Annotated in this window: 23 protein-coding genes; 6 read left to right on the top strand and 17 right to left on the bottom strand. The window is 58.2% G+C overall.

Annotation, left to right across the window (positions count from 1 at the left end; translation table 11 throughout):
• Positions 1-54 precede the first annotated feature (54 nt).
• Both groL and groES read right to left on the bottom strand, forming a co-directional pair.
• Positions 55-1,701 carry a chaperonin GroEL gene (gene groL, locus HY2_RS04940; protein WP_034825288.1) on the bottom strand — a complete coding sequence of 549 codons (1,647 nt, stop codon included), beginning with the start codon at positions 1,699-1,701 and terminating at the stop codon, positions 55-57.
• Positions 1,702-1,757: 56 nt separating this feature from the next.
• On the bottom strand, positions 1,758-2,048 hold the full coding sequence (gene groES / locus HY2_RS04945; protein WP_034825289.1) for a co-chaperone GroES: 291 nt from the start codon (positions 2,046-2,048) through the stop codon (positions 1,758-1,760).
• A gap of 416 nt (positions 2,049-2,464) precedes the next feature.
• Here groES and HY2_RS04950 point away from each other — a divergent pair, with 416 nt between their 5' ends.
• Positions 2,465-3,220, top strand: coding sequence for a GGDEF domain-containing protein (locus HY2_RS04950; RefSeq protein WP_051594733.1), 756 nt, complete (start codon positions 2,465-2,467; stop codon positions 3,218-3,220).
• Positions 3,221-3,265: 45 nt separating this feature from the next.
• A complete protein-coding gene (locus tag HY2_RS16635) occupies positions 3,266-4,405 on the top strand; it encodes a DUF3137 domain-containing protein (RefSeq protein ID WP_158534041.1) in 1,140 nt (379 codons plus the stop codon).
• A gap of 5 nt (positions 4,406-4,410) precedes the next feature.
• On the opposite strand, the gene HY2_RS04960 is transcribed toward HY2_RS16635, so the two are convergent.
• From HY2_RS04960 to HY2_RS16640, 6 genes are read right to left on the bottom strand one after another with little or no spacing between them, the layout of a single operon-like run.
• The gene (locus HY2_RS04960; protein WP_233346904.1) at positions 4,411-5,358 is read right to left on the bottom strand and encodes an RDD family protein; all 948 of its coding nucleotides are present in this window, start codon (positions 5,356-5,358) and stop codon (positions 4,411-4,413) included.
• Complete coding sequence (locus HY2_RS04965; RefSeq protein WP_034825290.1) at positions 5,355-6,359, bottom strand: stage II sporulation protein M; 1,005 nt, start codon at positions 6,357-6,359, stop codon at positions 5,355-5,357. Before HY2_RS04965 ends, HY2_RS04960 begins: the two co-directional genes overlap by 4 nt.
• Positions 6,356-7,669 (bottom strand): DUF58 domain-containing protein, encoded by a 1,314-nt coding sequence (locus HY2_RS04970; RefSeq protein ID WP_034825291.1) that lies wholly within the window; start codon positions 7,667-7,669, stop codon positions 6,356-6,358. The genes HY2_RS04965 and HY2_RS04970 overlap by 4 nt, the downstream gene beginning before the upstream one ends.
• Positions 7,666-8,622 carry an AAA family ATPase gene (locus HY2_RS04975; RefSeq protein ID WP_034825292.1) on the bottom strand — a complete coding sequence of 319 codons (957 nt, stop codon included), beginning with the start codon at positions 8,620-8,622 and terminating at the stop codon, positions 7,666-7,668. Before HY2_RS04975 ends, HY2_RS04970 begins: the two co-directional genes overlap by 4 nt.
• The gene (locus HY2_RS04980) at positions 8,609-9,835 is read right to left on the bottom strand and encodes a DUF4350 domain-containing protein (protein ID WP_034825293.1); all 1,227 of its coding nucleotides are present in this window, start codon (positions 9,833-9,835) and stop codon (positions 8,609-8,611) included. Before HY2_RS04980 ends, HY2_RS04975 begins: the two co-directional genes overlap by 14 nt.
• On the bottom strand, positions 9,832-10,635 hold the full coding sequence (locus HY2_RS16640) for a hypothetical protein (RefSeq protein WP_112063362.1): 804 nt from the start codon (positions 10,633-10,635) through the stop codon (positions 9,832-9,834). The genes HY2_RS04980 and HY2_RS16640 overlap by 4 nt, the downstream gene beginning before the upstream one ends.
• 143 nt (positions 10,636-10,778) lie before the next feature.
• Between HY2_RS16640 and HY2_RS04990 the strand changes: the two genes are divergently transcribed.
• Positions 10,779-11,246, top strand: a complete 468-nt coding sequence (locus tag HY2_RS04990) for a GAF domain-containing protein (RefSeq protein ID WP_034825294.1) — start codon at positions 10,779-10,781, stop codon at positions 11,244-11,246.
• Here HY2_RS04990 and HY2_RS04995 read toward each other — a convergent pair.
• From HY2_RS04995 to HY2_RS05025, 7 genes are all read right to left on the bottom strand, one after another.
• Positions 11,211-12,989 carry a carboxylesterase/lipase family protein gene (locus tag HY2_RS04995; protein ID WP_158535264.1) on the bottom strand — a complete coding sequence of 593 codons (1,779 nt, stop codon included), beginning with the start codon at positions 12,987-12,989 and terminating at the stop codon, positions 11,211-11,213. The two genes, HY2_RS04990 and HY2_RS04995, sit on opposite strands and share 36 nt — an antisense overlap.
• 81 nt (positions 12,990-13,070) lie before the next feature.
• A complete protein-coding gene (locus tag HY2_RS05000; protein ID WP_034825296.1) occupies positions 13,071-14,180 on the bottom strand; it encodes a cystathionine gamma-lyase in 1,110 nt (369 codons plus the stop codon).
• Between the two features lie 28 nt (positions 14,181-14,208).
• On the bottom strand, positions 14,209-16,059 hold the full coding sequence (locus tag HY2_RS05005; RefSeq protein ID WP_034825297.1) for a caspase family protein: 1,851 nt from the start codon (positions 16,057-16,059) through the stop codon (positions 14,209-14,211).
• 70 nt (positions 16,060-16,129) lie between these two features.
• A complete protein-coding gene (locus HY2_RS05010) occupies positions 16,130-17,125 on the bottom strand; it encodes a glutathione S-transferase N-terminal domain-containing protein (RefSeq protein ID WP_034825299.1) in 996 nt (331 codons plus the stop codon).
• A gap of 100 nt (positions 17,126-17,225) precedes the next feature.
• Positions 17,226-17,648: a DUF1330 domain-containing protein gene (locus HY2_RS05015; protein ID WP_034825301.1), complete on the bottom strand. Its 423-nt coding sequence runs from the start codon at positions 17,646-17,648 to the stop codon at positions 17,226-17,228.
• 11 nt (positions 17,649-17,659) lie between these two features.
• Entirely contained in the window at positions 17,660-18,220 is a 561-nt protein-coding gene (locus HY2_RS05020; protein ID WP_034825303.1) for an NUDIX hydrolase, read from the bottom strand.
• Positions 18,217-20,484, bottom strand: a complete 2,268-nt coding sequence (locus tag HY2_RS05025; RefSeq protein WP_034825305.1) for a S9 family peptidase — start codon at positions 20,482-20,484, stop codon at positions 18,217-18,219. The genes HY2_RS05020 and HY2_RS05025 overlap by 4 nt, the downstream gene beginning before the upstream one ends.
• Positions 20,485-20,733: 249 nt before the next feature.
• Between HY2_RS05025 and HY2_RS05030 the strand changes: the two genes are divergently transcribed.
• Positions 20,734-21,357 (top strand): tetratricopeptide repeat protein, encoded by a 624-nt coding sequence (locus tag HY2_RS05030; protein ID WP_051594736.1) that lies wholly within the window; start codon positions 20,734-20,736, stop codon positions 21,355-21,357.
• A gap of 17 nt (positions 21,358-21,374) precedes the next feature.
• Here the strand turns inward: HY2_RS05030 and HY2_RS05035 are convergent, their stop codons facing one another.
• A complete protein-coding gene (locus HY2_RS05035) occupies positions 21,375-22,211 on the bottom strand; it encodes a hypothetical protein (RefSeq protein ID WP_034825307.1) in 837 nt (278 codons plus the stop codon).
• 168 nt (positions 22,212-22,379) lie between these two features.
• On the opposite strand from HY2_RS05035, the gene ettA reads away from it, so the two are divergent.
• Both ettA and HY2_RS05045 read left to right on the top strand, forming a co-directional pair.
• Positions 22,380-24,044 (top strand): energy-dependent translational throttle protein EttA, encoded by a 1,665-nt coding sequence (gene ettA / locus HY2_RS05040; protein WP_034825309.1) that lies wholly within the window; start codon positions 22,380-22,382, stop codon positions 24,042-24,044.
• 150 nt (positions 24,045-24,194) lie between these two features.
• The gene (locus HY2_RS05045) at positions 24,195-25,340 is read left to right on the top strand and encodes a GGDEF domain-containing protein (RefSeq protein ID WP_051594737.1); all 1,146 of its coding nucleotides are present in this window, start codon (positions 24,195-24,197) and stop codon (positions 25,338-25,340) included.
• 8 nt (positions 25,341-25,348) lie between these two features.
• Here HY2_RS05045 and HY2_RS05050 read toward each other — a convergent pair whose 3' ends face one another.
• Positions 25,349-26,722, bottom strand: a complete 1,374-nt coding sequence (locus HY2_RS05050) for a mechanosensitive ion channel family protein (RefSeq protein WP_112061246.1) — start codon at positions 26,720-26,722, stop codon at positions 25,349-25,351.
• Positions 26,723-26,851: the final 129 nt, after the last annotated feature.

Genomic DNA, 26,851 nt, shown 5'->3' on the forward strand with positions numbered 1-26,851 from the left:
AAGAGGCAGCACTGAAGTGCTGCCTCTCTGAGACTTTGCGTTTGGGTGTAAGGCTTAGAAGCCCATGCCACCCATACCGCCCATGCCACCCATGTCGGGCATGCCGCCACCAGCGGACTCTTTCTTCGGTGCTTCGGAGATAGAGGCCTCGGTGGTGATCAGCAGACCGGCAACGGAAGCAGCGTTCTGCAGGGCAGAGCGAACAACTTTGACCGGGTCGATGACACCCATGGCGACGAGGTCACCATATTCTTCGGTTTGAGCGTTGAAGCCATGCGACCGGCTCTTGGTTTGCAGGATCGTGTTTACGACCACAGAACCTTCAACGCCAGCGTTCTCGGCGATTTGACGAACCGGAGCTTCGAGCGCCTTGCGGACGATGTCGATGCCAGCTCTTTCGTCGTCATTTTCACCCGTAACGTCGATGTTCTTGGAGGCGCGGAGCAGGGCTGTACCCCCCCCCGGGACGATGCCTTCTTCAACAGCAGCACGCGTAGCGTTCAGGGCGTCGTCGACGCGGTCCTTACGCTCTTTCACTTCGACTTCGGTTGCACCGCCGACTTTGATCACGGCAACACCGCCAGCCAGTTTGGCCAGGCGCTCTTGCAGTTTCTCTTTGTCGTAGTCTGAGGTCGTGTCTTCGATCTGTCTGCGGATCTGGCTGACACGCGCTTCGATGTCTTTTTTCTTGCCAGCGCCATCTACGATCGTGGTGTCGTCTTTGGTGATGTTGATGCGTTTGGCAGTGCCGAGCATATCCATGGAGACGTTCTCAAGCTTGATGCCGAGGTCTTCAGAGATCACCTGGCCGCCCGTCAGGACAGCGATGTCCTGCAGCATTGCCTTGCGGCGGTCGCCAAAGCCAGGAGCTTTCACAGCAGCGATTTTCAGGCCACCGCGCAGCTTGTTCACGACCAGCGTAGCCAGGGCTTCACCATCAACGTCTTCAGCGATGATCAGCAGCGGCTTCTGGGATTGAACAACCTGCTCCAGGATCGGCAGCAGCGGCTGCAGGCTGGAGAGTTTGGATTCGTGAAGCAGGATGAGCGCATCGTCGAGTTCAGCGATCATCTTGTCCGGGTTGGTGATGAAGTAAGGGGACAGGTAGCCGCGGTCGAACTGCATGCCTTCCACAACGTCCAGCTCGGTTTCGAGGGATTTGGCTTCTTCAACCGTGATGACGCCTTCATTGCCGACTTTCGCCATGGCTTCAGCGATCATGGAGCCGACTTCGGTGTCGCCGTTTGCGGAGATCGTGCCGACTTGGGCGATCTCATCATTGGACTTCACTTTTTTGGAATGGTGGGCGAGGTCTTTGACGACTTCGGCAGCTGCCTTGTCGATACCGCGCTTCAGGTCCATCGGGTTCATGCCGGCAGCAACGCGCTTCATGCCTTCGCGAACGATGGCTTGAGCGAGAACGGTTGCCGTCGTGGTGCCGTCGCCAGCCACGTCATTGGCTTTGGATGCGACTTCGCGCAGCATTTGTGCGCCCATATTCTCCAGCTTGTCTTCAAGCTCGATCTCTTTTGCAACGGTGACGCCGTCCTTCGTGGTGCGCGGAGCGCCGAAGGATTTTTCGATGACAACGTTACGGCCTTTCGGGCCGAGGGTGACTTTCACGGCGTTGGCAAGGATATCGACGCCTTTCAGCATCTTCTCGCGGGCGTCTGCGCCGAAAACTACGTGTTTGGCTGACATATTGGATTACCTCTTTTGAGTATATCTGTCTGATCGAAAACGATGGGGGGAGGCGCTTAGCCTTCCAAAACACCCATGATGTCGCTCTCTTTCATGATGAGCAGTTCTTCGCCGTCGACGGTCACTTCCGTGCCGGACCATTTGCCGAAGAGCACGCGGTCGCCTTTCTTGACGTCGAGCGGAACGCGCTCATTGTCGTCACCGATGGCACCAGCGCCCACAGCAACGATTTCGCCTTCCTGCGGCTTTTCCTTGGCGGAGTCGGGAATGATGATCCCGCCCTTGGTTTTCTCTTCTTCCTTGACGCGGCGCACGACGACACGGTCGTGCAGGGGACGAAGTTTCATTGGTTTTGCCCTCTTGTCCTAATTGACGAGTTCTCTTGAATGTCTAGTCGTCAGCGCGTCGGCCAGGGATTTAGCACTCACCCATGCTGACTGCTAACGGTGTTGCGGAGTTAAGGTCGCCACCTGTCAGCGTCAACCGGGAAATTGCGAATTTTCTTCGAGTTAATCCAGAAGAAGGAGGCCAGTTCATGGGACGGTGAGAATTAACTCTGCGTGTGGCACTCCCCCATGACTTTTGCGCCACCCCAGATGGCAGGGGAATTTCCTAAACCATTATCGTTCTAGCAGTGCGGTGTACATGCGCGGGAAGATTACGTTTCCAAAAGGTGAATGCCGACCCATCAAAGTTTTCTATCGGATTGATGATAAAATATTCTTCTTGTGAGAAAACCTTCTTATTGGATGGGAGACTGCAAGTGTCAGATCGAACCAAAGATGTAATAGAGTCTCTTACCTTTTTCGCCTTCGTGGCGATTACGGCCCTCTGTTTGTCATTTACGTTTTCGATCATCGTCTATTCCCTTGGGCTTGCGGCAGATCCCAAAAACTTCATTGTGGCAAACCTGTTCATCGCAACATGCGTTGCAGTTCCAACAGGGGCCATCGCGGCTCAGCACGAATTCCGGATGCGTATTTACCAGCGCGCCCTGGAAGACATTGCTTCCACTGACCCGCTGACAGGTCTTCTTAACCGGAAGTTCTTCCGTCAGTTTGCCGTTGAGGAACTGGCCCGCATGGCACGGACAGAAGTGACCTCTGCCATTGCGCTGTTCGATCTAGATTACTTCAAGGCCGTTAATGATCGCTACGGTCATGGCGGTGGCGATGTCGTTCTGCGCGAGGTTGCTGCGGTGGCCTATTCCGAATTGCGCGGCCCATTCGACCGTCTCGGTCGTTGGGGCGGCGAAGAGTTCGTCATCATGCTCAGCAATGTTGATATTGAGCAGGCTCAAAGCGTATGCGAGCGGGTGCGTGCGTCGATCGAGCGGCACATGGTGTTTCTTGATGGGCAGCCGGTAAATGTGACGGCCAGTTTTGGACTGGCGCTACTGCCGCCAGGTTCTGACTTCGACAAGGTTCTTGAACAAGCTGACCACGCTCTGTACGATTCCAAATCCAAGGGACGTAACTGCGTTTCCGTTATGGGAAGACCCCAACGGGCTGCGGCCTGATGATGCGTCTGTCCTGACGGACAGAGCATGGGGGATCATTCAGGCATGTCCGAACTGTCGGGAAAGGGGGCCGGCGCCGTCAAAGGTGTGCCTGAATTGGAAGCAATTGCGGCCAGTCGGCCGGAATTTGAACATTCTGTACACATCTGGTCTGATGTTTTGATGCCGGAACTTGGTCGCCGCGAAGCATGCCGCAAGGCTTCTATCAACCGGGCTGTGCGCAACAGTGTGGTCGCGGTCCTTGGTGTGCTGGTCATCTTCATCGCATTGCACATAGCGGGGATTATGGACGGGCTGGCGTTTAATTTCCCAATCATGTTCTTTACGATGATGATGGCGGTTGCGGTGTTTGCTGGTGTCGCGTGGGTGCGCGTTTTCAACATGAAGTCCCAGACCAAGCAATTGGTTCTATCTGCGGCCTGTGCCCCTTTGGGGTTCAGATATGATACGCTCCATCCCAATCTGGACGGTATTGAAGACTTCAGCTCTCTCGGCGATCGTCTGTCGGAATGGATGAAACAGCACAATTCAGGAGGCTCCCCGAAAGTTCAGACGCCTTTCGGGGAATTTGAACCACTGAATGGAGACAGGGCGCCGACACCCGCTTATGAGATTTTGAAAGCAGCAGGTTTGTTTCGCGGTCACTCCAAAAGCCGCTTTGAGGATCTCATCACGGGGGAGCGTGCTGGCGCGAAATTTGCCCTGGTCGAGGCAACACTGGCAACGAGCGGCAAGAATAGTACGACCGTGTTCCAGGGCATTCTGGTGCACATCGAATATCCCGAGCGGTTTCTTGGACGTACCCTGATGGCGAGGTCTGGCTGGTGGAAGCGTGGACGCAATGCTGCCGGCCTCAAGAAAGTCGATCTCATCTCGAAAGAGCTGGACCGTGCCTTCACGGTTTACTCAACCGATCAGGTTGAGGCGCGTGCCTTGCTCTCGCCGGACAGGATGGAGCGTTTGATTGCCTTGGAACGGCATTTCTCGGGTGGCAAACTGCGTGGAATATTCGAGGATGGTCATATGAGCCTCGTCCTGGAAGCGGGTGACCAGTTCGAAGCAGGCTCTATCTTCAGGCCGCTGGTAGATGCAAGCCGGTTCACATCAGCCCTGACAGAGCTGGGCCTCGTATGTGACTTGATTGATGGCTTTCTGACCCGTGACTGGGTGAAGAGGCGGCTCTGACCAGTCTATCGTGTATCGTATTTGTCGGCCTTGCGATCTCCCAGCAGCATGCGTTGCTCAAGGCGGCGGCGGAGGGCCGCGTAATAGGCTTCCAGAAAGGCAATATCGGTCTCTCCCGGTTGGGTCTGCCAGCCGATCTTTGTCCGGATGCGGAGCGCAACCTGCGATTTCACTTCTTCGGTTGAGTTTCTCAGCACATCCTCCAGAACGTGAAGCTCGTGGATGCCATAGGCATCGGCCTGCTCCGGTGTGAAGGCAAACCTGCCTGGCAGGGCCTGGCTTGCCGCAGAGGAAGAGATATCGCCCATCAACTTGGCCTTGGGCGCCCGGATCACCCATGTGCCAGCGATCAGGTCTCCGACGCGCATCTTGTCCTTGTTGAAGATGGGGAAGAGCAGGAAGATTCCGGACCAGACGAGGCCCAGAAGGGCTATCCAGCCTGACACGCCCGTGCCACCCATCATCAGGAATTGAAAGGGCAAACCGACTTCAATCTCGCGGATGAAATTTCGTGCCAGCACAGAGTTTGCGGTCAGCCTGCCGCCATCGCGGGCCGCCACACGTATGCCTAGTGCACGCTTGCCTGGCGTGGCGGATTTCGGTCCCAACTCGAAGAAAATGTAATAGAAGTTCCGCAAGAAAAAGAAGAAGACCAGCCAGACCGCAAACGCAATGTTCGCGCTGCCGCTTCCCATGGCACGGATGGCATAGCTTAGCCCGATGGCTGTCGCGATCACGATGGCCCACTGGATGGCCACATCGATCAGGAAGGCCCCGGCGCGTTCGCTGGCCGTGGACAGTTTCAAATGAATGACCGCGCCTTCGGGCGTCACCAGTTCGCGAACCAGTTTGGACTGGCGCTGATTTTCCAGCATACGCGCACGTCGGCGCTGGTCGGCTTCAATTTGAAGGCGACTCAGATTCTGCGGGGCGTGAGGAACCGTTGCGTTCATGGCTTCGCCTCGTCCCGGCGCGGCAGATAGAAATAGGCCAGCCACAGGAACATCATGCCGATGGCGATCGTGTAGCGGGTCACATCGCTATTGATCATCTGTCGACCGAAGCCTTCCAGAATGGCGGCCACGATCAGCATGATGACACAGCCCATCGCAATCGTCGCGGCCTTCTGCCCGGCATGACGCGCAGAGGCGAGCCGGGTCATGCGCCCCGGAAAGGCCACCGCGCCGCCGATCAAAAACCCAGCTGCGCCCGCCAGAATGATTGCGAACAGCTCTGTCGTGCCGTGGATCATCAGCCAGCCGGTGAATTCATAGCCAAGCCCCTTGCTCCAGAATACGGCGTACATCGATCCCAGGTGCACGCCATTATAAATCAACAGCCAGGCCGTCGGGATGCCAAAGGCAAAGCCGAGCGCGAACGCGAAGAGGGCGATCTGGGCATTGTTGTTGAACAGGTAACTGGCAAAGGACGTTAGCTGCCCATCTTCGGTGCTCATCGGATCATGGTAAATCGTGGAACGCAGATACTCCACAGTCGCATCCGGATTGCGGCCATCCCAGAAATTGTTGCCATGAAAGGTCCAGAACCAGTCCATGTCCTGAACGCACAGGAAGAAGGCCAGTGCCCCGCCGCCGAACAGAAACAGGGTGGCCAGCAGGGTCGGCCCCAGCGCTGCAGAGACACAGGCAGGCCAGTCCCTGCGCAGGAAATCCATGATCCGCTCACCAATGGAAGCGCGCGTCCCATATACAAAGAAATAGGCGCGCGTGCAGAGGCCTTCGAGATAGGCAATCACATTTTGGTCCAGAGAGATCGACCGCGCCACAGACAGAGAGGATACGGCCTGCCGGTAAAGGCGCGGCAGGGCCATCATATCTTCATCGCTCAACGCCTTCACGCCATTATTCTCAGCACGGGTGAGGATCAGGTCCAGCTTGCGCCAGTCCGTCTCTCTTTCCTCGCGGAAGCGATAGGATTTTAGAAGGTCGCTCACAGCATGTCCCTCTGCTTGATCTGGATGTAACGTGAGATCAGTTCAACCCCAAACTCCTCCGGTCGCGTCTCGATCACCTGTACGCCCATGCGCTGCAGGCGGCGCAGCACGATATCGCGCTCTGCCATCAGTGTGTCGGCGATCACGGCGCGGCTGACATCCTCGGTCGTGAGGGGCTGGGCGTCGACCATGTCGGCCAGGGCTTCATCCTCAAAAGTGGCGAACAGAACCAGATGGCGGTCCGTCAGACGTTTTACATTTTCCAGCATCAACTCGGCTGAAATCGTGTCCACGAAATCCGAAAAGATGATGATCAGGCTGCGTCTTTCCAAGCGGCTGGAGAGGTTTGACAGGGCGAGGGTGAAGTTTGCTTCTTCCGAAGAATAGTCGAGCTCAGCCGCCAGACTCTGCGCCTTTGTGAAAGCGCGCCGTCCCGCCAGGAAGCCACTCATCAGACCGGGGCGTTCGTCAAAGCCATAGATCATCGTCCGGTCGCCATTGCGCAGCGACACAAAGCTGAGCAGCAGACCGGCATTGATCGCCCGGTCAATCTTCGGCACGCCGCCTAGCGGCTCGCTCATTAGGCGTCCGGTGTCGAAGGCAAAGACGATATTATGGTTACGCTCTGTCCGGAATTCCTTGGCCAGCAGGTTACGGTGGCGGGCCGAATGCTTCCAGTCTATGGCCCGCCGGTCCATGCCCGTTGTGAATTCGCGCAGGGCGTCGAACTCGCTGCCATCGCCGCGATCAATCTGCATCTTGATGCCGAACTCCGCATCCCGCGAATATAGGCGGATGGCTTCATCCTTCACCCAGCGGATATTTGGCGTGACGGGGATGTCCCTGTTCAGCTCCATCAGATGTCGTTTTTGCACCAGGCCCAGCGGCCCCTGCCATCGGCTCCACAGCCTGATCAGCTGTGCCATGCCACGCCGTAAGGGCGTCAGTCCGAAGGCATAAGTCCGCTCACGGTTATTCCAGCCGCGAAGGCCTTTGGCTGGCATGTCTTCCAGCGTCTCGTTGACTTCCAACAGGATCTCGATGCGCCTTGGCAGCGCACCTGTGGAGAAGCTTAACGTCAGGTCCACAGGGTCTGTTGCGCCAACATATAGCAGGGGCGGTACATCCATTTTTACCTGATAGGCGCGCAGACTGGGCCCCACCATGGCGTCCAGCAGGATAAGGCCACCAATCGCGCCAATCCACCCGGCGCAGATGATCCACAATTCCGGACGCAGCAGAGCGATCAGTACCATTAGAGGCACGCCGAGCAGCATCAGGAAAATGGCGCGGGGGGTTGGAGAAATCACCGGGGCGCAGCCGTCTGCTCAATGATGGCCGCAAGCGTTTCGTCGGTTGTCTTGCCTTCAATCTCCGCGCCGGGCGACAACAGCACGCGGTGACGCAGCGCAGGCAAGGCCAGCAGCTTCACATCATCCGGAATGACAAAGTCCCGTCCATCCAGCGCCGCGCGGGCGCGGGCGGCCGTTGCCAGCGCTGCCGCTGCACGCGGAGAAGCGCCGGTTTCCAGTGCAGGCGAGGTGCGTGTCGCGCGGATAATATCCACGATATAGGCGATAATGTCGTCCTGTAGGCGCGCTTCGGCCACAGACGCCACGGCCTCCGCGAGTTCCTCGGCTGAGACGACAGGCTCGACGCCAAAGCCCTTCGCGGTCTTCATGCCTGTGCGGGTGCCGTGTTGTGCTACAATAGCCAACTCTTCCTCGCGGCTCGGATAATCCAGCGTATGCTTGAACAGGAAACGGTCCAACTGGGCCTCGGGCAGGGGGTAGGTGCCCTGTTGCTCAATCGGGTTTTGCGTCGCGATCACCGTGAAGCGGTCGTTCAGGCTGTACGTGTCGCCGTCAATCGTCACCTTGCGCTCCTGCATCGCTTCCAGCAGGGCGGCCTGTGTCTTGGGCGGTGTCCGGTTGATCTCGTCTGCCAGCAGCAGATCCGTAAAGATCGGGCCCTTGGTGAGGCTGAACTCATTGGTCTGGAAGTTGAACAAGTTTGTGCCCAGAACATCTCCTGGCATAAGGTCCGGTGTGAACTGGATGCGACCGAAGCCAAGAGAGATCGAGCGGGCGAAGCATTGTGCCAGCAGTGTCTTTGCCGTTCCGGGCGGGCCCTCCAGCAGAACGTGACCGGAGGAGAACAGGGCGGTCAACAAAATATCGACGGTCGTGTCCTGGCCGACAACGGCCTTGCGCACTTGGCCGCGAATTCTGTCCGCCAGCGCCTTGATATCATTTACGTTCATTCACGGATCTCCCAATAATTCCCTTGCGCCAGCGATACAGGTCGCGAGCCTTGTTCATGAGGTCTTCCCGGTTTGCGGCAGGGGCGCGCAGTCCGGCTTCCATTTCAGAGAAGCGCTTGCCGGTCTTTTCATCCGGTCCAAGACGGTCAAACAAAGCTGCCAACTGCGTTTCGGTCAGTGTCTTCGGGGCGCCAATCTCGCGCGCCACGCGGCGGCGGATCATCTGCAAATACCCAGGTGCCATACGGCTTTCCCGGCGCGCCATGGTGACGAGACCTGCGGAATTGTCCGCTAGTGCCTGCTTGCCCAGCGCGATGGTGCGGCCTTCACGGGCGGGCGGGCCAAAGCGTACCAGCGCCGCCCAGCCGAGCAGAAGCGCGCTGGCCAGGGCGGCAAGCGTCGCGCCAATGAAGGGAACGTCGAACACCATTTGCATCAGATTTTCAGACCGCACAAAGCCATGCAGGGTCGCGTCGAAAATGATGGGTTCGCTATAATCGTAACGCAGATAATTGATCATCTGCATGGCAAAGCGCGCATTGGCTATATTGGACAGGCCAAACGTATTGATCATGTCCGGATCGCTGAGGATGTAGATTGGCTTGTCCGGCACTTTTGAGAAGAGGTATCCGTTCCCAACGCTGACAATTGGCTCCAGATTGTCGCTCCGGACGATCTGCATTTTCTTGTCGGGTTTCAGGGCCATTTTGCCGAAAGGTGTTTCGGTTTCCCATGGCACATCAATCCGGCCGATCTCTGCCTCAATGGAAAGATCCGACAAGAGATCATTTATATCTGTCGCGCGGGCAAATTTGGCATCCCTTTGCCATTTCTGGTTTGTCGGGTCCATTTGGCCCGTCCACTTAGGCAACACGACCAGCGTTGTCCGGTCTGGCGTATAGTCCTCCAGTGCGTCATTCATGCCGCGTGCCGACAGGGTCAGCACCAGGACGCCCCAATCCGTTTCCGTCAGTGTGCGTTCAGAGCGTGAAATCATCACCGGATAGTTTTGTGCCTCAAGCAACTGTACAAAGCCATTATATCCCAGCGCAGACGTCGAGAAGGGGTGGTCCCCGGCCTTGTTGCGGTCCCGCAATTCCGGGGACCAGCCGGCCAGCACCATAATGCCGCCAAAGGACAGGATCGCGATTGCCAGCAGAATGCCGACGACGCGCGCGGAAAAGGGCGATTCCGTCTGGGCTTTCCGGCTCATGACCACTCCCCGCCAAAGGCAAAATCCTCATAGGAGGCTCGGGCCGTTTTCCAGTTGGCTTCGTTTACGTCACGCCCGCCAAAGAAGCTGTGCTCCACGATGCGGATGATCGGATTCAGCGCAGCGCGTACACGGTCCGGCAGATAGCGCAGGCTGCCGATTTCCCGTGCGGTCAGAGAGCGCGGCACGCCGCCTTCCAGGCGGGTCTGGATGTCTTCAATGGAGCGAAACAATAGCAGGTGGACCGCCTCGGCAAATTTGCCTTGCCGCGCAAGGGCATCCGCCTCCTCCAGCAAAGAGCGCGCCACAGCCGCTTCCGGGCGATAGTCCGGAATGACATCATCGCCATCCTTGTCTTTACTGCTGCCATCACCACCAAAGCGCACCCGCAGTGCTTCGCCGAACAGGAAGTATAAAACACCGCCCACAATGGCTATAATAATGGCCCAGAACAGGAACTGAAAAACCGGTCCCAGATGGCTCAGAAAATTCAATAGACTCGTCAGCCATTGCGGGGGCGGCTTTATATCAGGCGGTACGATCTGCTCGGCTTCGGGCCGCTCCAGCTGCATCTCTCCATTTCGCAAAAAGTCCCGATGCGCCCGCTCCAGCGCGTTCAGGTCTGTCGCAAGCGGTTCATTACCGTCGTCATACTCATCATAGGTGTAGTCATCATCCGTTGCGGGGGCGTAGACTGGATCATCATGCAGGCTCGGTGTCTCACCCTGCTGAGCTGTTGCTGGCAAGCTCATGGCTGCAGTGATCAGCAATGCGGCGCAGAGGCGTCCGGTCCTGTTCAAATAAATTCTCCCCACATTGTGGCGGCGCCTACCGCCCTGACTCTTCCTGACTATTTCAGAGGTTGCGGGCGGCTTCAACGGCCTATTGCTAAACGGGTCTGGGATGCCGATATAGCGCCCTCAAGGCAGAGATGAGGCAGGATATGGACAAGGCAGAACTCTACAGGGATCTCAAGGCGGAAATTGATGCGGTCGTGGCGGGTGAGACCTCGATCACGGCGCGATATGCCACAGCCGCCTGCATTCTCGCGCAGGCCTTCAAGCCGCGATTTTTCTGGACAGGTTTCTATGTCGTGGACCCGCTGAAGGAGCGCGAACTGGTTGTCGGCCCCTATCAGGGAACTCTCGGCTGCCTGCGCATTCCATTTGGCAAAGGCGTCTGCGGCCATGTCGCCGCTACGCAGGAGCCGATCATCGTGCCGGATGTGCACGCTTTCCCTGGCCACATTGCCTGTGACTCCGCGACCAATTCCGAAATTGTTGTGCCAGTGTTCGATGGCGAGGGCCGATTGGCGGCTGTCCTCGACATCGACTCAACAGAGCACGATGCTTTCGACGAGATCGACCGTGACGGTCTAGTTGCTGTCTGTCAGGGGCTCCTCACCGCCTGATGCGTCTTGGGCGGATAGGCCAGAGGTCTCATCCGCCATCAGCGGCAGGTCGGTGCCTGCAATCAGGTCCAGACGGTCATTCAGGGTCTCTTCCAGAATGTCCAGCTTGCGGGCACGCAGGCCGGAAATCCGTTTGATCTCGTGGTTCAGCTCAAGCCAGACATCGCGGTCCGGATCATATTGCGGCCACTCGGGGAGGCCTTTTCCATTCGGGTTCCCGGTCTTTGCGAAATTGGTCCAATAGGTCTGCATCGCCTCGGTCAGTGGCATGTCATCATCATTGGCCGGCAGCAGGCCGCCATGGCTGCCAAACACGAAAGGAATTTCGGCTGCGTGGTGGGCGCCCAGTGTCTGACGTTTGCTTGGCGGTGTGCGTGTGAACTGGTAAATCCAGGTAGGCTGGCCAGCCTCCGTATTATGACGCGCCATGAAGCGCGTATGCACGCCGAACAAATCATCGCCCAGCATGTCGGTTGCACCCTTGTCCCATGCGGCTAGGCTTGTCATTCCGTAGAGAGCTTGCAGGGCCTTGGCAGAGTTCTGACCGAACACGCTCGCCAACGCCGCTTCGCGCTCTTCCAGACTGCCTGTAATGTTTGGCCGCAGGATGGTGGGGGATTTGAAGGCGTCGTAGAACAGGGTCGCTTCGTCTGAATTGTAGCCGACCAGCATGGGCACATTATTGATCCTGTCATCCCGGATCGCTACGCCAATCGCTTGCGGCAGGATCTTGCCATCCACATTCGGCAGGAAATAGGCCGTGAGATCCGGTCGGCTGTCGATGCGGGAAACAATTGCGCGTGAGGGAATGGCCCGCAGGCGGTCTGCAGTCGCGGTGCTATCGACCAGTGTGGACAGGAATTCCTCTCCCACATCCTCTGCGCTGCGCACACCAGGCAGGGGCGAGCGCGATAGATGGATCGCATTATAGCTGCTGACACCGCTTTGCATGATGGCTTTCTGATACAGGCCGTCAGCCAAGCGAGAAGCCATCAGCTCACTGATAGATTGTGCCCCTGCGCTCTCGCCGAAGACCGTAACATTGTCCGGGTCTCCGCCAAACGCAATGATGTTTCTTTGAACCCATTCCAGCGCAGCAATCTGGTCCAGCAGGCCGTAATTGCCGGATGTCCCGGCCTCTTCCGTCAGGGCGGGGTGGGCCAGATAACCGAACGGACCAAGGCGGTAATTGATCGTCACCAGCACGACGCCATGTTCGACCAGGCCATTGGCCTGGTATAAATCCATCGCACCGCTACCTGTCTGGTGAGAGCCGCCATGAATCCACACCATGACCGGCTGTAGCTTTGGCTTGCCGCGATTGGCGGTGCGTATGTTCAGGAACAGGCAGTCTTCCACTTCTTTCGGGGCGGGCTGGGATGCAACATATTGCTCTACCAGCGCGCGCTTCCACCATGGCATGCCGACGCCCTCGGTGATCCGGCCGATAAAGTCTCCAAGACCCCCGGTCTGTTGCAGGCATTGCGGGCCGAATTCCCTCGTATCCCGGCTGATGGCACCCCATTGCGGCGGGGCAGACGGGGCGGCCCAGCGGCGAGCGGTGGCGTAGGGGATGCCATTATAGACCTGAACCTCCGGATTATCCCGGTCGATTCCGCCTGTAATAACGCCCTGATCAATGCGCAGCGGCTCTGTCTGCGCCATAGGCTCCTCGGGCTTGTTCAGCTGAAACCAGCCCAATACGCCTGCGGCCAGCAGAACGAAGAAAACAACTATACTCACACGCTTCATAAATCAGACCCCGCCCATATTGGACAAACGCTATACCAGTTGGGCCTGAAAGTCACTTGTGACGACTGCAGCTCAGTCCAGACTTTCCAATGCCTTTTCTGTCGCAATAACAAGGTCTTCTGTAGGCTCAATCCCGCACGCCAGACGCACGAATCCCTCTGCCACCTGATCGCCCCAGCGGATTCTGCACTCAGCGGAGGTATGAACCCCGCCAAAGCTGGTTGCGGGAACAGACATCGCATTGTTTTCAATAAACATTTCTGCCGTTTTGCGATCCTTCAGAGTGAAGCTGACAATCGGGCCATATGTCCGCATCTGGTGAGATGCAACAGAATGGCTCGCATCACGCGGCAGGCCGGGATAGCGCACAGACTGCACAGCGGGGTGCTTTTCCAGCATTTGCGCAACAGCGAGCGCATTCTGGTTTGCCCGGCAAACGCGCAGTTCCAGCGTCTCAAGCCCGCGATGTAGCAGCCAGGCATCAAACGGGCTGACAATCGCCCCGCCCAGTCTCCGATAGGTGCGGATCTGGTTGATCAGCGTCGTATCCCGGCTGGCAACATGTCCGCACAGCACATCGGAGTGTCCGGCCATGGCTTTGGTATCCGCCATCAGCACCATGTCCGCGCCCAGATCCATCGGCTGCTGGCAGATCGGCGTGGCCGTCGTGTTGTCTGCCACCAGCAGCGCGCCTGCGGCCTTGGTCCGGTCTGCCACGGCGGCGATGTCACATACATCCAGCCCCGGATTGGAGGGCGTCTCGATCATGACCAGCCGAAAGTCCGTCATGTCGGCTTCTGCCATTTTTGCCGTTGGGCAGGTCTCCATGATCACGCCGCGCGGAACGAAATACTCCTGCAAAAGGGCGCGCACATTGTAATAGCCGTCAGAGTGCACCAGTACCTTGTCGCCGGGCTTCAGCTGCGTGTGGAGGATCGCCGCCACCGCTGCCATCCCTGATGGGAACAGCACCGCTTCAGCATTTTCCAACAGGCCTATTTCCGCCTCGACACTTTCCACGGTCGGGTTGCCATTGCGGCCATAGAAGTGGCTGCCATCCGGATCGCCGGGCAGCAGAAAAGTCGAACTCGGCATGATCGGCAGGGCCACCGGGTCTCCCTTGGACAATCCTCTCGCGCGGTGATGCAGCAATTCGGAAATGGCAGAGGGTTTCCAGGTCATGGGCAGTCTCTCCTTCAGGCGAGTCGGATCAGTTGGATGCGCTGGACTGTGCGCTGTCTTCCGCCGGGTGGAAATAGAAATCCTGCATCAATCCATCGGAAATCCACGGTGTCTGCGTCTTGCGGGATTCGAAGTAGACAGTGCGCTGCGCCGTTTTGAACACATCCGTTGCATCCATGCCGGGCTGGCTCAGCGCGTCGGCCAGCGCCCTGGCATAGGGGCCGACATTTTCCTCTGGCGCGTCGAACGCGGTCTCGCCCGGCGCTGTGGCGTAGGCGACCAGCGCGCCGCCCACCCAGTCCACACGCGACAGGCCCTTGCTGGCGCTCACGCTCTTCGTGCCGTCGCCTGCGGGCAGGCCCGGATCATTGCGGCAGGCATCCAGCACATAGAAGGCAAAGGAGGGCTCGAACGCCTGCACATATTCAATCACCTTCTCAATCGAAAGTGCGCGGATCAGGTCCGTTTCCGAGGTCAGCTTCATGCCCACAGGTGCCAGATAGTTGGGCCCGTTCGGGTCAGGGGAAAATCCGTGGCCGGAATAGTAGAAGAACACCGTTGGCGGCATCTCCTGGGGCTCCTTTGACAGGCGCGTCGCCAGACTGGAGAGAGATAACCCCATCTCATTCGCGTCCGCATCCCGGTAGAGAAACACTTCAAACCCCGCATCAATCAGGTGGTCTTTTATCAGCTGAACATCATTGTGCGGATTGGTCAAATCGGTCAGGTTTGGTGCATAATTCCTGTTGCCGATCAGCAGCGCGATCCGGGCTGGCCCATCCATTTTCCGCGTCGGCATGAAATGCTCAAGCCCTGCTTGCGGTTTTGCCCCTGCAGGCGCGCGCAGGCTGAGGGCCTTCAGGCGCAGCCTCGCCTGATCCACCAGAACGCTGTCAGGGAATTTCTCTATAAAGTCAGACATCGCTTCAATCGAGTTGAGGCTGACGGCGGACTGCCATACAGCAAGTTCCAGGGCGAGATCTTGTGACATGCTTTCGGCCCGTGGCCCACCGGACGCGCTGGATTGCACGAGCGGAACAGATTTGGTCGGCGCGGCCGCGCTGCCCGTGTCTTTCTCGCCTTCGCCCTCAAACAAAATGAGCGAGCGGGACGTGCTGATGATCGCCTCCGGAAATTGCTGGCCCTCTGACGCCTTTATGGTTTCCGATTGCACGCGCGCGAAAATCTCCGTCACCGTCAGGCCCGGCTCGCGCAGCGCGTCTGCCAGCGCCTGGCTGAAATAAGACCCCTCCGGCGTCTCATAGGCATAGTCGCCAATGCGTGTTGCCCACAGCTGGTAGATTTCCGGCTGCCTTAATTCTTTCGGGTTGTCGCGCTGGCCGATGCCCTTGGAGCGCTGGCCGATATAGGCGCGGTTTGTATCAAAGGCGAGCACCAGTTGGCGCGGCCCGTCAAACACCATTTGAGCCAGCGCATCTTCCACAGAAACACTTTGCGATGTCATGCTCTGGCCCCGGCTGATCTGGGTAATGTCCAGGTCAATCGGGATGAAATAATCCTGTCCCGCGCCGCTGCCTATGCCGTGGCCTGTGTAATAGATAAAGCCGGTGGAGGTCTCTGGGGCGTCCGCCAGCCTCTGTCGGAAATCCGCGAACGCCGCCTGCATTTGCGTCTGTGTGCCATCGGCCAGAACCGTGACATGAAAGCCGATCTCTTTGAGGGCAGCCTCCATTTTCTCCCGGTCGTGCGGTACGCCCGGCAGGGTTCCGACATAGTCATCAAGATACGCTGAATTCGCAATCAGCAAGGCCAGCTTTTCGGGCGCGTCGTCTTCGGCAAAGGCAGACCCCGCGAGCAGCAAAAGCGCGCCTGCCAGGCTAACGGCCCAGCATCTCAGTATCTGCAGAGTACGGCCCATGCGTCTAGTCCTCCGTCCCCCAGGAGAACGGGAACTATACGCGGCTTGCGGCACAAATCCAGAGCCGAGCTTATCCGGCGCTGGCTTCCAGGATTTTGGCATTCGGCCCGATCCGTTCCGCCGCCTGTTTGCGCGTCGCCTCATCCAGCCGACGCCAAGCGGCGCGCAGGGTTTGCAGGCATTTTACCTGATACTTGAACACACCCTGCTCATACTGGCCGCCTTCGATTTCCAGTGAGAAACTGTCCTCTTCGGCATTCAGCGCGTCTTCATTGGCCTTCAGGAAGGGCAAGTAGGTGTCGCCAGCAATGGCCAGCAAGTCCTGAACAGGCTGGCTGAGGCCGTCTGCCCAGTCACCTTCAATTCCGCTGGCATCATCGGCATGGTCCAGCCAGCGATAGAGATAGGGCGTCTCCGCGCGCATCCAGGCCATTGGCGTCGGGTCCACGCTCATCACTTTCAGCTGCCCGTAAAAGCCGAGATCGGCGAGCGAGATCCGGTTCCCGAACAGGAAGCGGTTCGGCCCGGTCGCCATGGTTTCCAGATGCCCGCAGACACGTTTCCAGCTTGCTTCGATCAGCGGCCCTGTGACGGACGTGCAGCCGACCAGCGCCATGCGGCTGATCTGCCGTTCACGGATCGTTTCGGCGGCCTCTTCCACGCCTGCGCGGCCCGCATTGGGCAAGCTGTCAAACATCAGCCAGTTTGCACACCATTCGGCATCGTCCTCATAGGCCCAACGATAATGGAACATTGCTTTCATGAACCATTCGTCTGCCATGTCTTCCAGCAGCAGGCAGGCAAAATGCTCCAGCGGCCTGGGCGGCAACAGGCCACGGCCTTCCTGTTCAAGGCTCAGCAGGAAGGGTGTCGAGTCATTCGTCCAGCTGCCATCCGGACGCTTGATGACGGGGATCACGGGCGCCTTCACATTCGGCATTACCTGCTGGCGGTCTTGCGCTGTCATGCCTGTCCATGTGTGTACCAGCCGTTTGGCCCGCATCGCGGCGCGTACCTTCATGGAATAGGGGGAGCCGACTGCTCCGTAGACTTCATAATGGCTCATATAACCCTCCCGTTTATGTTCTTTTGTTGGATCAGATCCTTTGCGGCCAGGTTACTCGTGAAAGCGATATTGACCGCTTTCAGCAGCGCAATATAGGCCGTCACCCTGTGATACCTTCTGCGCGCTCAACGCGTGTCGTGATAAGTTCCTGGCATAGCAGGCCCGCCTCCCGGTGCCGGGCCATGGACTGGTAATCCTTGTGGTTAAGCGCGGCGATGAAAGCCTGCCGCTTCGGGAAGTGCATCACCATCACCGCATCCCAGTCACCATTGCCGATGAAATAACGCTCGGCCTTGCCCATCAGCAGGCAGGTGCCGCCCACGTCCGCCGCTGCCACACCGAAGGCATCGGCATAGCGCTGATAGGCATCGCGCCCCGGCTCGTCATTCCCGTGTTCGGGGTCGTCCGGCTGGTATTCCGCCTTCACGCGGAATTTCAGCAGATTCACCTGCGCGATGGGGCCGTCATACGGGTCATCCCGAAAGGCACGGAACTGGTCGGCGGTCGGCTGGAAGGCAGGCATGGGGCGCTCCTCTAGGGTCTGAGATGAGGATGCTTGCCGAAATATCGTTCCGTGTAAAGCAGTGCCGCTGCGTGAAGCGCATGTTGGGCGGCCAGATTTTCATAGGCCAGGAAGTCTTCATAAGGCATCTCGACCACCTCGATTTCCTCGTTCGGGTCCAGGGATTGCTCATGGGTCAGCGTGCAGCCCAGCGCCAGGAAATAATGCAATTGATTGTCCTGCACCGCCGGATTCGGATAGCAGGTGCCTACAGGCAGCATCTCACGCGCAGTATAGCCGGTTTCCTCCCGCAGCTCGCGCACCGCCGCGCCTTCCGGATCGCTTTCGTCGGGGTCCATCACGCCGCCCGGTACGCCCAGCAGCACGATTTCGCCTGCATGGCGGTATTCCCGTATCAGCACGACATTACCCTCATCCGTAATCGGAATGATTGTCGCCCAATCGGTGAATTCCAGCACATGATAGGCTGGCACGATATGGCCATCCTCACGCTCGCATTTGTCCGTTCGAACTGACAGGAACTTGTCCTTGAAGGTCTGCCGGCTCTCAAGAATTTTCCACGGCTTGATCATTCCGCGCCAGCCTTCAAATGGCGGTTCAGGAATTCCATCCGCGTTTTCATCAGGTGTACCTGCAGGGCTTCTCCGCGAACGCCATGGCGCTGGCCCGGATAGGTCATCAGCTCGAACAGTTTCCCCTTTTCCTGCAGCATTGCCATAAGGCGTGTCGCATTATCGAACGTGACATTGTCATCCGCCATGCCGTGCACCAGCAGCAGCGGGGTCTCCAGATTGTCGACATGGGGGAACACACTTGAGGCGTCATAGCCTTCCGGATTGTTCTCCGGGGTGCCCATGTAACGCTCCGTGTAGAATGTGTCATAGAGGCTCCAGTCGGTCACGGCCGCACCGGCCACTGCGGCTGCGAACGTACCTTCCGGGGCCTGTAAAACCGTCATCAGCGTCATGTAGCCGCCATAAGACCAGCCCTGAATGGCAATCCGGTCGGCATCCACAAAGGGCTGCGCCTTCAGCCATTTCACGCCCTCCAGCTGGTCGGCCACTTCATGCTTTCCGGTCTGGTGATAGATCACATCCTCAAATTTCTTGCCGCGATTCCAGCTGCCACGATTGTCCAGGCGGAACACGATATAGCCTTGTCGGGAGAGGTATTGATCAGACAGGCTCTCCCAGTCCCGGTCCACCGTCTGTACGTGTGGGCCGCCATAGACTTCGATAATCGCCGGATACTTCTTTGAGTCATCGAAATCCGGCGGCGTCTGGATGGAATAATACAGCGTCTGCCCGTCATTTGCGGTCAGCGTGCCATACTCCGGCACGGTATGTTGCTCCAGATACGGATAATAGGGGTGGCTCTCGTCCAGCTTGTTCTCAAGCAGCCAGGCGATCAGCGTGCCATCCGCTTTGTACAGGCCCGTCTGGGGCGGCTGGTCCGGCGCAGAGGAGGTGCCGACAAAGCTTCTGCCGTCCGGGGCCATGGTGATGGACCAGCTCTTGCCTGTTTCGGTAATGCGCTGCGGCGCAGGGCATTCCACCTTCATCAGGGCAGCCATCGGCATCAGGTCGATGCAATTGCTTTCCGATAGTGGCCGGCGGGCGGGGTCGCCATCGGCGTTCGTGTCCACCTCGTCGCTGCGCGTTGCAATCGGAATGCTGTAGAGATGCTTCTCCAGCGGCGTATCGGCGTAGCCGGTGAAGTAGACAAGGCCCGCGTCCGTATCGACGCCCTCAATCGCACTCACCACCCAGTCGCCACGGGTTAGCGGGATCATGTCCCCGCCTTCAGGGCGCAGTTCATAGACCTGCCGATATCCTGTCTTCTCCGTTGTCTGAAGGATTCGGTCATCGACCACCGTAAAGTCACTGGACAGATTCACCCAGGTCTTTTGCGTTTCCTTGAACGGGCTCCACACCCGCCATGGTTTGCCGTCAGAGCGGTGATAGCGGATTTCGGTCTGGTCGCGGTTCACGGTCTGGAACCAGATGCTATCATCGCTCCAGTTGACCCGCGCCAGATAAGTGTCCGGCCCCACGGAATAGAGTTTCGTGGTCTCTCCCGTTTTGATGTCCAGCACGAACAGGTCCACCTTCGCATTCGGCCGCCCGGCGCGCGGATAGCGCTGTTCGATGACGGTCACATTTTCTGCGGCAATGTCGAACCGGGGCACGACATCCACCGGGCTCTCATCGACCCGCGTATAGGCGACATAGCGGTCATCCGGGCTCCACCAATAGCCAGTATAGCGGCTCATCTCTTCCTGCGCGACAAACTCTGCTACGCCATAGGAGACGGCCTTGTCGGGCTCGGCTTCAGGGGAGAGGCGCTTTTCCTCTCCGCTCGCCAGATCGACCATCCACAGGGCGCCATCGCGAATGAAGCTCGCATATTTGCCGCGGGGCGAGATATTGGCGTCATATTCGAATGTGTCAGTGTCGGTCAGCTGCCTGGTCTGCGGGCCATCCGGCGTCAGGGTAACCAGATGCAGATCGCCGCCCAGCGGGATCAGTATCGTGTCCGCCGTGCCCCAGGAATAATCCAGAATGCCGGTCTTGCCCGCCGTCCGCTTGCGCTCACGCAGGGCTTTTGCTTCTTCCGACAGCTCGACATCTTCCGGTTCCAGCAGCCGCGAGTCGACCAAAAGCGATTGTTCGCCCGTCGCCACATCGAACTGCCACAGATCATAGCGGGCTTGGTCAGTCTCCTTGGCCTTCAGGAACGTCACGCGCTTGCCATCTGGGGAGTATTTTACCCCCATCGGCGAGGAGCCATTCAGCGATGGCGAGGCGTAAAGGCGTTCAAGGGTCAAATCTGTCATGGGTCGGGATACTGCCTTGGCGGGAGAGGAATCTGCGAATGTTGGCGCGGCGACGAGACTGGAAAATAGGGCCAATCCTGTAGCCGCAGCAGCAGTTTGAGCGATATTCAGGAGTGATGCTTTCATGTGGGGGAGCTTACCGGTTTGGGTGGTCATGTCATCCAGTCTGATGACACGATTTAGCTTTTTTAGCTGCAAAACTGCGAATTCGCGCTAGGCAAGGGCATCGATTTCCATATCGTACCCCTCATGGTGGATGGGCAATCTCTGTTTGAAAAAGCCTTTGCCTTGCTGATAGACGGCGAGGGGGGCGAGAGTTTGCTGAAGGCTTCGGCGCTCATGCGCCGTGCCGCTGACGAAGGTCACGCCGCTGCGGCCAATAATTTCGGGGCCATGCTGCATCATGGACGCGGCGTCCATCAGGATTTCGCTGCGGCCCGCGCCTATTATACGCAGGCCGCTGAAGCAGGACTCCCGACAGCTATTTTCAACCTCGGCTTCATGTATCTTCACGGCCTGGGTGGTGTGAAGGATGAAGAAAAAGCCCGCGAACACTTTGAGCGCGCGGCGGAAATGAGCGTTGTTGATGCCATCACTTATCTGGGCGCTATGCTGATGACTGGGGCCGGTGGCCCGCAGGCCTATGACGCCGCGCGCGAATGGTGGGGTAAGGGCGCAAATCTGGGGGATAGCCGCTGCGCCTTCAATTTGGGCATCGCCAATGCGGGAGGTCATGGCCAGAAGCCGGACTATGTCGAGGCTTGGCGCTGGTTCTCCCGCGCGCATGATATGGGCAGCCACAGTGCCGCGAACGAGCTGGAGCGTCTGGCCATCGTCATGACGGAAGAAGAGCGCCGCCGCGCCGACGCCTGATTATCCTGCAATTCAGCTTATTCCGGGTTTGTTTCCAGGGCAGGTTCGTCTGATCGCTCCGCCGTCGCAGCAGCCGCATCCTGCTCATGTAGTTCATTCAGCGCCCGGCCGACATCCTGGCCAACCCAGAAGCCTGCTGCCATGGAAGCGGTTGTCGGCCCCAATATACCGACGCATGATGTCACGAAGCCCAGAAGCAGGGCGCGCCATAGCCTTGCGCCTTTTTTGTGCACGCCTTTCAGTCCACGCCATGTGGTCAGGGCGTCGAATCCGAAGGTCACAAGCATTGAGAGCCCCGCGACGGCCATCATCAGGGAGAAAGGCAGCTTGGCCGTGGTGATCATCAGCACCGTCAGCAGCGTTGTGCTGGGAATGATGGCCGCAAAGAACAGGCGTATGCGCGTGATGGTCGGCGTGCCCTTGCCCCAGATGCGCATTAGCAGGGCCGTCAGGGTACACCAGAAGCCCACGGCAAACGGATAGACCAGCCAGTTCTTCTCCATCATGTCGTCAACCATCGCGTTGACGTTAAGGCGGGGCTCCACCTCACGAAGTTGCTGCGCTGTGGTTTCGAAGGCCACTTGCATCATTGTGTTCTCGCTGGCCCAGAAGAATTTGAACAGGAACAGGATGGCGATCAGCGAAAAGTAGACGCGGAAAGAGGGTGTGTAAGTGCCGTTCATCCATCCTGGAGTCCGCGCCGCCGCGAATACTTTGGCGGGGCTACGAAACAGGTCCCACACGGTGTTTGCCGCGCGAATGTTCAGCCCGAAGACATCCTCCAGCATGTCGTCCAGGTCCGGTTGCCGCTCGGCGGCTTTTTCCTTGGAGACGGGTTGTTTTGGTTCTGTCATCTGGCTCCCCGCGAGAATGGCAGGCCATTCTGATTACGCGCATCGCTGTGCCAATCTGCTTATATTGTCAAATGCGTTCGGCCTGCATTGCGTCTGCCCGCTTGATTTTCCCCCGCGCCCGCGTAACTGAGGCGACGTATTCCCCCTAAGTTTCAGGAGACGCTTCCAATGGCCGGTCCCCAATACGTTTATCATATGCAGGGTCTCTCCAAGACCTATCCTGGCGGCAAGAAGGTGTTCGAGAACATCCACCTCTCTTTCCTGCCGGATGCCAAGATCGGTGTCGTCGGCGTCAACGGTGCTGGTAAGTCCACCCTTCTGCGCATCATGGCCGGTCAGGACAAGGAATTCAACGGTGAGGCTTGGGCCGCTGATGGCGTGAAAGTCGGCTACCTGCCTCAGGAGCCGCAGCTCGACCCGTCCAAGAACGTGTTCGACAATATCGCCGCCTCCTGTCCGGAAAAGCAGATGCTGGACAAGTTCAACGAAATTTCAGGGAAGCTGGGCGAAGACTATTCCGACGAACTGATGGAAGAGATGACCGCGCTGCAGGAGCAGATCGACGCGGCAGATGCGTGGGACATCGATTCCAAGATCCAGATGGCCATGGAAGCCCTGCGCTGCCCGGCGGATAATGCGGACGTCAACAATCTCTCCGGGGGTGAGGTTCGCCGTGTCGCGATCTGCGCGCTGCTGCTGTCCAAGCCTGACATGATCCTCATGGATGAACCGACCAACCACCTCGACGCCGAGACGGTCGCGTGGCTCCAGAACTATCTGATCAACTTCAAGGGCTGCGTCATCCTGGTCACCCACGACCGTTACTTCCTGGATGACATCACCAGCTGGATTCTTGAGCTGGACCGCGGCCGCGGCGTGCCATTCCAGGGCAACTATTCCGGCTGGGTTGAGCAGAAGGCCAAGCGGATGGAACAAGAGGCCCGCGAAGAGCGCGGCAAGCAACGCTCGCTGGCCAAGGAACTTGAATGGGTCCGTTCCAGCCCAAAAGCCCGTCAGGCGAAATCCAAGGCGCGTATCCAGTCCTACGAACAGAAGGCAGCCGAGGCCGAGAAGGAAAAGGTCTCAACCGCGCAGATCCGCATTCCCCCGGGCCCGCGTCTCGGCAATGTGGTTCTGGAGGCCGAAGGCCTGCGCAAGGGCTTTGGCGACAACCTCCTGATCGAAGATCTCGAATTCAAGCTGCCGCCGGGTGGCATTGTTGGCGTGATCGGCCCCAACGGTGCGGGTAAATCCACCCTGTTCAAGATGATCCTCGGCCAGGAAGAGCCGGACGCCGGTACGCTTCGCGTCGGTGACACGGTGAAATTCGGCTATGTCGACCAGAGCCGCAACAAGCTCGACGACAACAAGAATGTCTGGGAAGAGATTTCCGGCGGCACGGACGTCATCGACCTTGGCGGTGTGGAAGTGAACTCCCGTGCCTATGTCGGCGCCTTCAACTTCAAGGGCTCTGATCAGCAGAAGAAAGTGGGCCTTCTGTCCGGGGGTGAGCGTAACCGCGTGCACCTTGCCAAGATGCTGAAACAGGCCTCCAACGTCCTCCTGCTTGACGAACCGACCAACGATCTTGATGTCGAAACATTGCAGGCACTCGAAGAGGGCCTGGATGCTTTCCCGGGCTGTGCCGTGATCATCTCGCACGATCGCTGGTTCCTGGACCGTATGGCGACGCACATCCTGGCCTTCGAGGGCGACTCCCATGTTGAATGGTTCGAGGGTGACTTCTCCTCCTACCTGGAGGATAAAAAGCGTCGCCTCGGCGAAGATGCTGTTAATCCCAAGCGCTTGAAATTCAAGAAGTTTGCGCGCTAAACATTTTCCGGCGCTCTCATGTGGCGCCGGAAATTCTCCACAATGGAGAAATCTCAAATTAACACATTTCTTGTATCAGATTGAACAGGGCAGGGGTAATCAATCAACGTGACCATGGGGGTGGTCGCGCGAAAAATGTGGTGATCCCTATTGGCCCAGTCCCAGGCGAGACAAAAATCGGACGCTCCGTCTTCCGCAGAAAATGCGTCTGATGAGGCAGATTCCAACACGGACATTATCCATCAGGAAGGGCCTTCCTCTTCCAATTTCGACAACATCATTGCGCTGCTTCGCAGTATGTTGATGGTCGAGACCGTCACAGTCTCAATCGCTTACGGACAGCACGAGCACCTGCTCGCCTCCTCGGCCCTGCCGCAGGACGACATCTACAGCAACGTCCAGTTCTTCGCCGGAGTCCCGATCTATTCCTATGACAAGGAGATCATCGGCACGCTCTCCATCATGGATTCCCAGCCGCGCAAACTGACGCCCAACCAGTTGACTTCCCTTGAGGATGTCGCGCGCGTTGCGTCAGACCTGTTCGAGCTGCGCAAGCTGGCCTCGATTGATGGCCTCACCGGCCAGATGACCCGCCGCGCCTTTGAGCAGGAATCCCGTCGGGTACTGCAGCTGTCTTCGCGTCATAGGCACAATGTCTCGATAATTGGTCTGGATGTTGATCATTTCAAATCGATCAACGACACATATGGCCACGCAGCTGGGGACGAGGTACTCAAGAAGGTCGCCCAAAGCTGCGCCGAAACGCTGCGCACCAGTGACATGCTCGGCCGGCTTGGAGGCGAGGAATTCGCTGTCCTGCTACAGGAAACCGACCATGAAGGCGCCACCCAGGTGGCCGAGAAGCTGCGCATGGCCATTTCCCTGCTGCGTTTTGAATTCGACGGCAAAACCGTTGGTGTCACGGCCAGCTTCGGCATCACCTCCAATGTGCATGGGGACTATGATCTCTCAACGCTGATGGAGCAGGCCGATGCGGCCATGTACAAAGCCAAGCAGACCGGGCGGAACCGCTGTGTAGCCTATGGCGATGAACAGCTGCCCGAGCGCGTGCTGCGCCGGCGTGTGCTGAAATCCGGTCAGATTCAATTCGCTGGCAATGCCGCCAATATTGACTGCACGGTCCGCCAGCTTGGTCAGGATGGTGCAGGGCTGGATTTGGTAACCACCACGAACGTGCCAAACGAGTTTCGCCTGCACATTCGCTCAGATGGCCTGACGGCCAATTGCCGGGTTGTCAGCCGTACACAGACCCATCTGGATGTGGTCTTCCGCTAGCGCGCCCCTTACTCGACCGGTCGGTTCTCATCCAGCAGGTCGCCTTCCTTGCTCCCGGCGCGCTCCTCGGCGACCTTCTGGTCGATATGTTCATCCGGTTTCACATCAGCTGCCTCGCTGGTATCGACCGGTACGGATGATTTCGGTTTCGGCTCGGGCTTTGCCGGGGCGGGGTTGCCGACGCTCAAGTCCGGGCCATTGTCAAAGCGCAGACGATAGATCGGCTCGGGCAGGGTGAAGCCGGCTTCTTCCAGCACATCCTTCGCTGCACTGATGGCCAGGCCGCGCGCCTTGGCAAAGTTTGTCTTCCGTTGATCCACCCATCCCATAAAGCGCAACACGATATTGGAATCGCCAACCGTCTGGATAAACGCCTCCGGGTCCGGTGTCGCCAGCACAAAGGGCAGCTCCTTCAGCGTGTCGAGGCCCAGTTGCATCGCCGCCACTGGGTCATCCGTCGCATCGACGCCGAGATCAAATTCGAACCGGCGCTCCGGATTGCGAGTATAATTCAGGATCACGGCCTTAAAAACGGTGGAGTTCGGAATGCGCAGATGGTTGCCATCCAGCGTCATCAGCACGGTGGAGCGAGACGTCAGCCGTACCACCTTGCCCTCATGCTCATCAATCACGACATGCTCATTCGCCCGGAAGGGTTGGCGCACACTCAGCATGATGGACGAGATATAGTTTTCGAGCGTGTCACGCACTGCAAAGCCGACCGCGATGCCGATGACGCCTGCGCCGCCCAGCACCGTGCCCATGATGGCTGTTGCCCCCAGAAAATTCATCGCCACCACCAGGCCGATCAACAGCATGATGATACGGAACGCCCCGGCGACCAGCTCTGACAGGAACGGATTTGGCATCAGTACGCGCCAGAAGGTTTTCCATGATGCCAGCAAGTGGCCAAACAGGCTGATCAGCAGAAACACGGCTAGCGCCACACCATAAAGGGGCAGGGCGCGGTAGAAATTCTTCAGGCGACTGGACGTGGAATCCAAAAAAGGACTGACATTGTCCTGCACCGCCAGCGTCCTCTGCATATGGTCTTCCACCGTCACGACCCCCTGCAAACGCAGGGCAATCTGCTCGGCTCGGTTGGCAGTAGCCGCATTGGCCACATCCCCGCGCAGCGTCACCACGCCTTCGCGCACTTCCACGGTGACGGCTTTCAGGCTGTCGATTTCCTGGAAGATGGCCGCAATCCGTTTCTGAATGTCTGCATCGCTCGCAGCCGGGTCTGGCGTCTGGATGATGGAGGGCGGGTCTTCCGGTCCGACCTGATCGGGCGACTGGGCCAGCGCATGCGGTTCAGACATGACAAGACACAGCGCCAACAGCACGCGCCCCAGCCAGCTCTTCAAGTGGTTGGATATCATAAAATCAGTCTCCCCAGGGCCTAGCCTAACAACCTACCTTGACCACATCAGTTCCCAAAGCCCGGCATATGTTTCGGTGCCGCTGAACATTTGGTCTTCAAGAACCCCACTCATCCTGAGCGAAATTGA

The sequence above is a fragment of the Hyphomonas pacifica genome (assembly GCF_000682675.1).
GTDB lineage: Bacteria > Pseudomonadota > Alphaproteobacteria > Caulobacterales > Hyphomonadaceae > Hyphomonas > Hyphomonas pacifica.

Coding starts and splice junctions, on each gene's coding strand:
- groL (WP_034825288.1), bottom strand. CDS start 1,701: ATGTCAGCCAAACACGTAGTTTTCGGCGCAGACGCCCGCGAGAAGATG.
- groES (WP_034825289.1), bottom strand. CDS start 2,048: ATGAAACTTCGTCCCCTGCACGACCGTGTCGTCGTGCGCCGCGTCAAG.
- HY2_RS16635 (WP_158534041.1), top strand. CDS start 3,266: ATGTCCGAACTGTCGGGAAAGGGGGCCGGCGCCGTCAAAGGTGTGCCT.
- HY2_RS04960 (WP_233346904.1), bottom strand. CDS start 5,358: ATGAACGCAACGGTTCCTCACGCCCCGCAGAATCTGAGTCGCCTTCAA.
- HY2_RS04975 (WP_034825292.1), bottom strand. CDS start 8,622: ATGAACGTAAATGATATCAAGGCGCTGGCGGACAGAATTCGCGGCCAA.
- HY2_RS04980 (WP_034825293.1), bottom strand. CDS start 9,835: ATGAGCCGGAAAGCCCAGACGGAATCGCCCTTTTCCGCGCGCGTCGTC.
- HY2_RS04990 (WP_034825294.1), top strand. CDS start 10,779: ATGGACAAGGCAGAACTCTACAGGGATCTCAAGGCGGAAATTGATGCG.
- HY2_RS05000 (WP_034825296.1), bottom strand. CDS start 14,180: ATGACCTGGAAACCCTCTGCCATTTCCGAATTGCTGCATCACCGCGCG.
- HY2_RS05005 (WP_034825297.1), bottom strand. CDS start 16,059: ATGGGCCGTACTCTGCAGATACTGAGATGCTGGGCCGTTAGCCTGGCA.
- HY2_RS05010 (WP_034825299.1), bottom strand. CDS start 17,125: ATGAGCCATTATGAAGTCTACGGAGCAGTCGGCTCCCCCTATTCCATG.
- HY2_RS05015 (WP_034825301.1), bottom strand. CDS start 17,648: ATGCCTGCCTTCCAGCCGACCGCCGACCAGTTCCGTGCCTTTCGGGAT.
- HY2_RS05020 (WP_034825303.1), bottom strand. CDS start 18,220: ATGATCAAGCCGTGGAAAATTCTTGAGAGCCGGCAGACCTTCAAGGAC.
- HY2_RS05025 (WP_034825305.1), bottom strand. CDS start 20,484: ATGACAGATTTGACCCTTGAACGCCTTTACGCCTCGCCATCGCTGAAT.
- HY2_RS05030 (WP_051594736.1), top strand. CDS start 20,734: ATGGTGGATGGGCAATCTCTGTTTGAAAAAGCCTTTGCCTTGCTGATA.
- HY2_RS05035 (WP_034825307.1), bottom strand. CDS start 22,211: ATGACAGAACCAAAACAACCCGTCTCCAAGGAAAAAGCCGCCGAGCGG.
- ettA (WP_034825309.1), top strand. CDS start 22,380: ATGGCCGGTCCCCAATACGTTTATCATATGCAGGGTCTCTCCAAGACC.
- HY2_RS05050 (WP_112061246.1), bottom strand. CDS start 26,722: ATGATATCCAACCACTTGAAGAGCTGGCTGGGGCGCGTGCTGTTGGCG.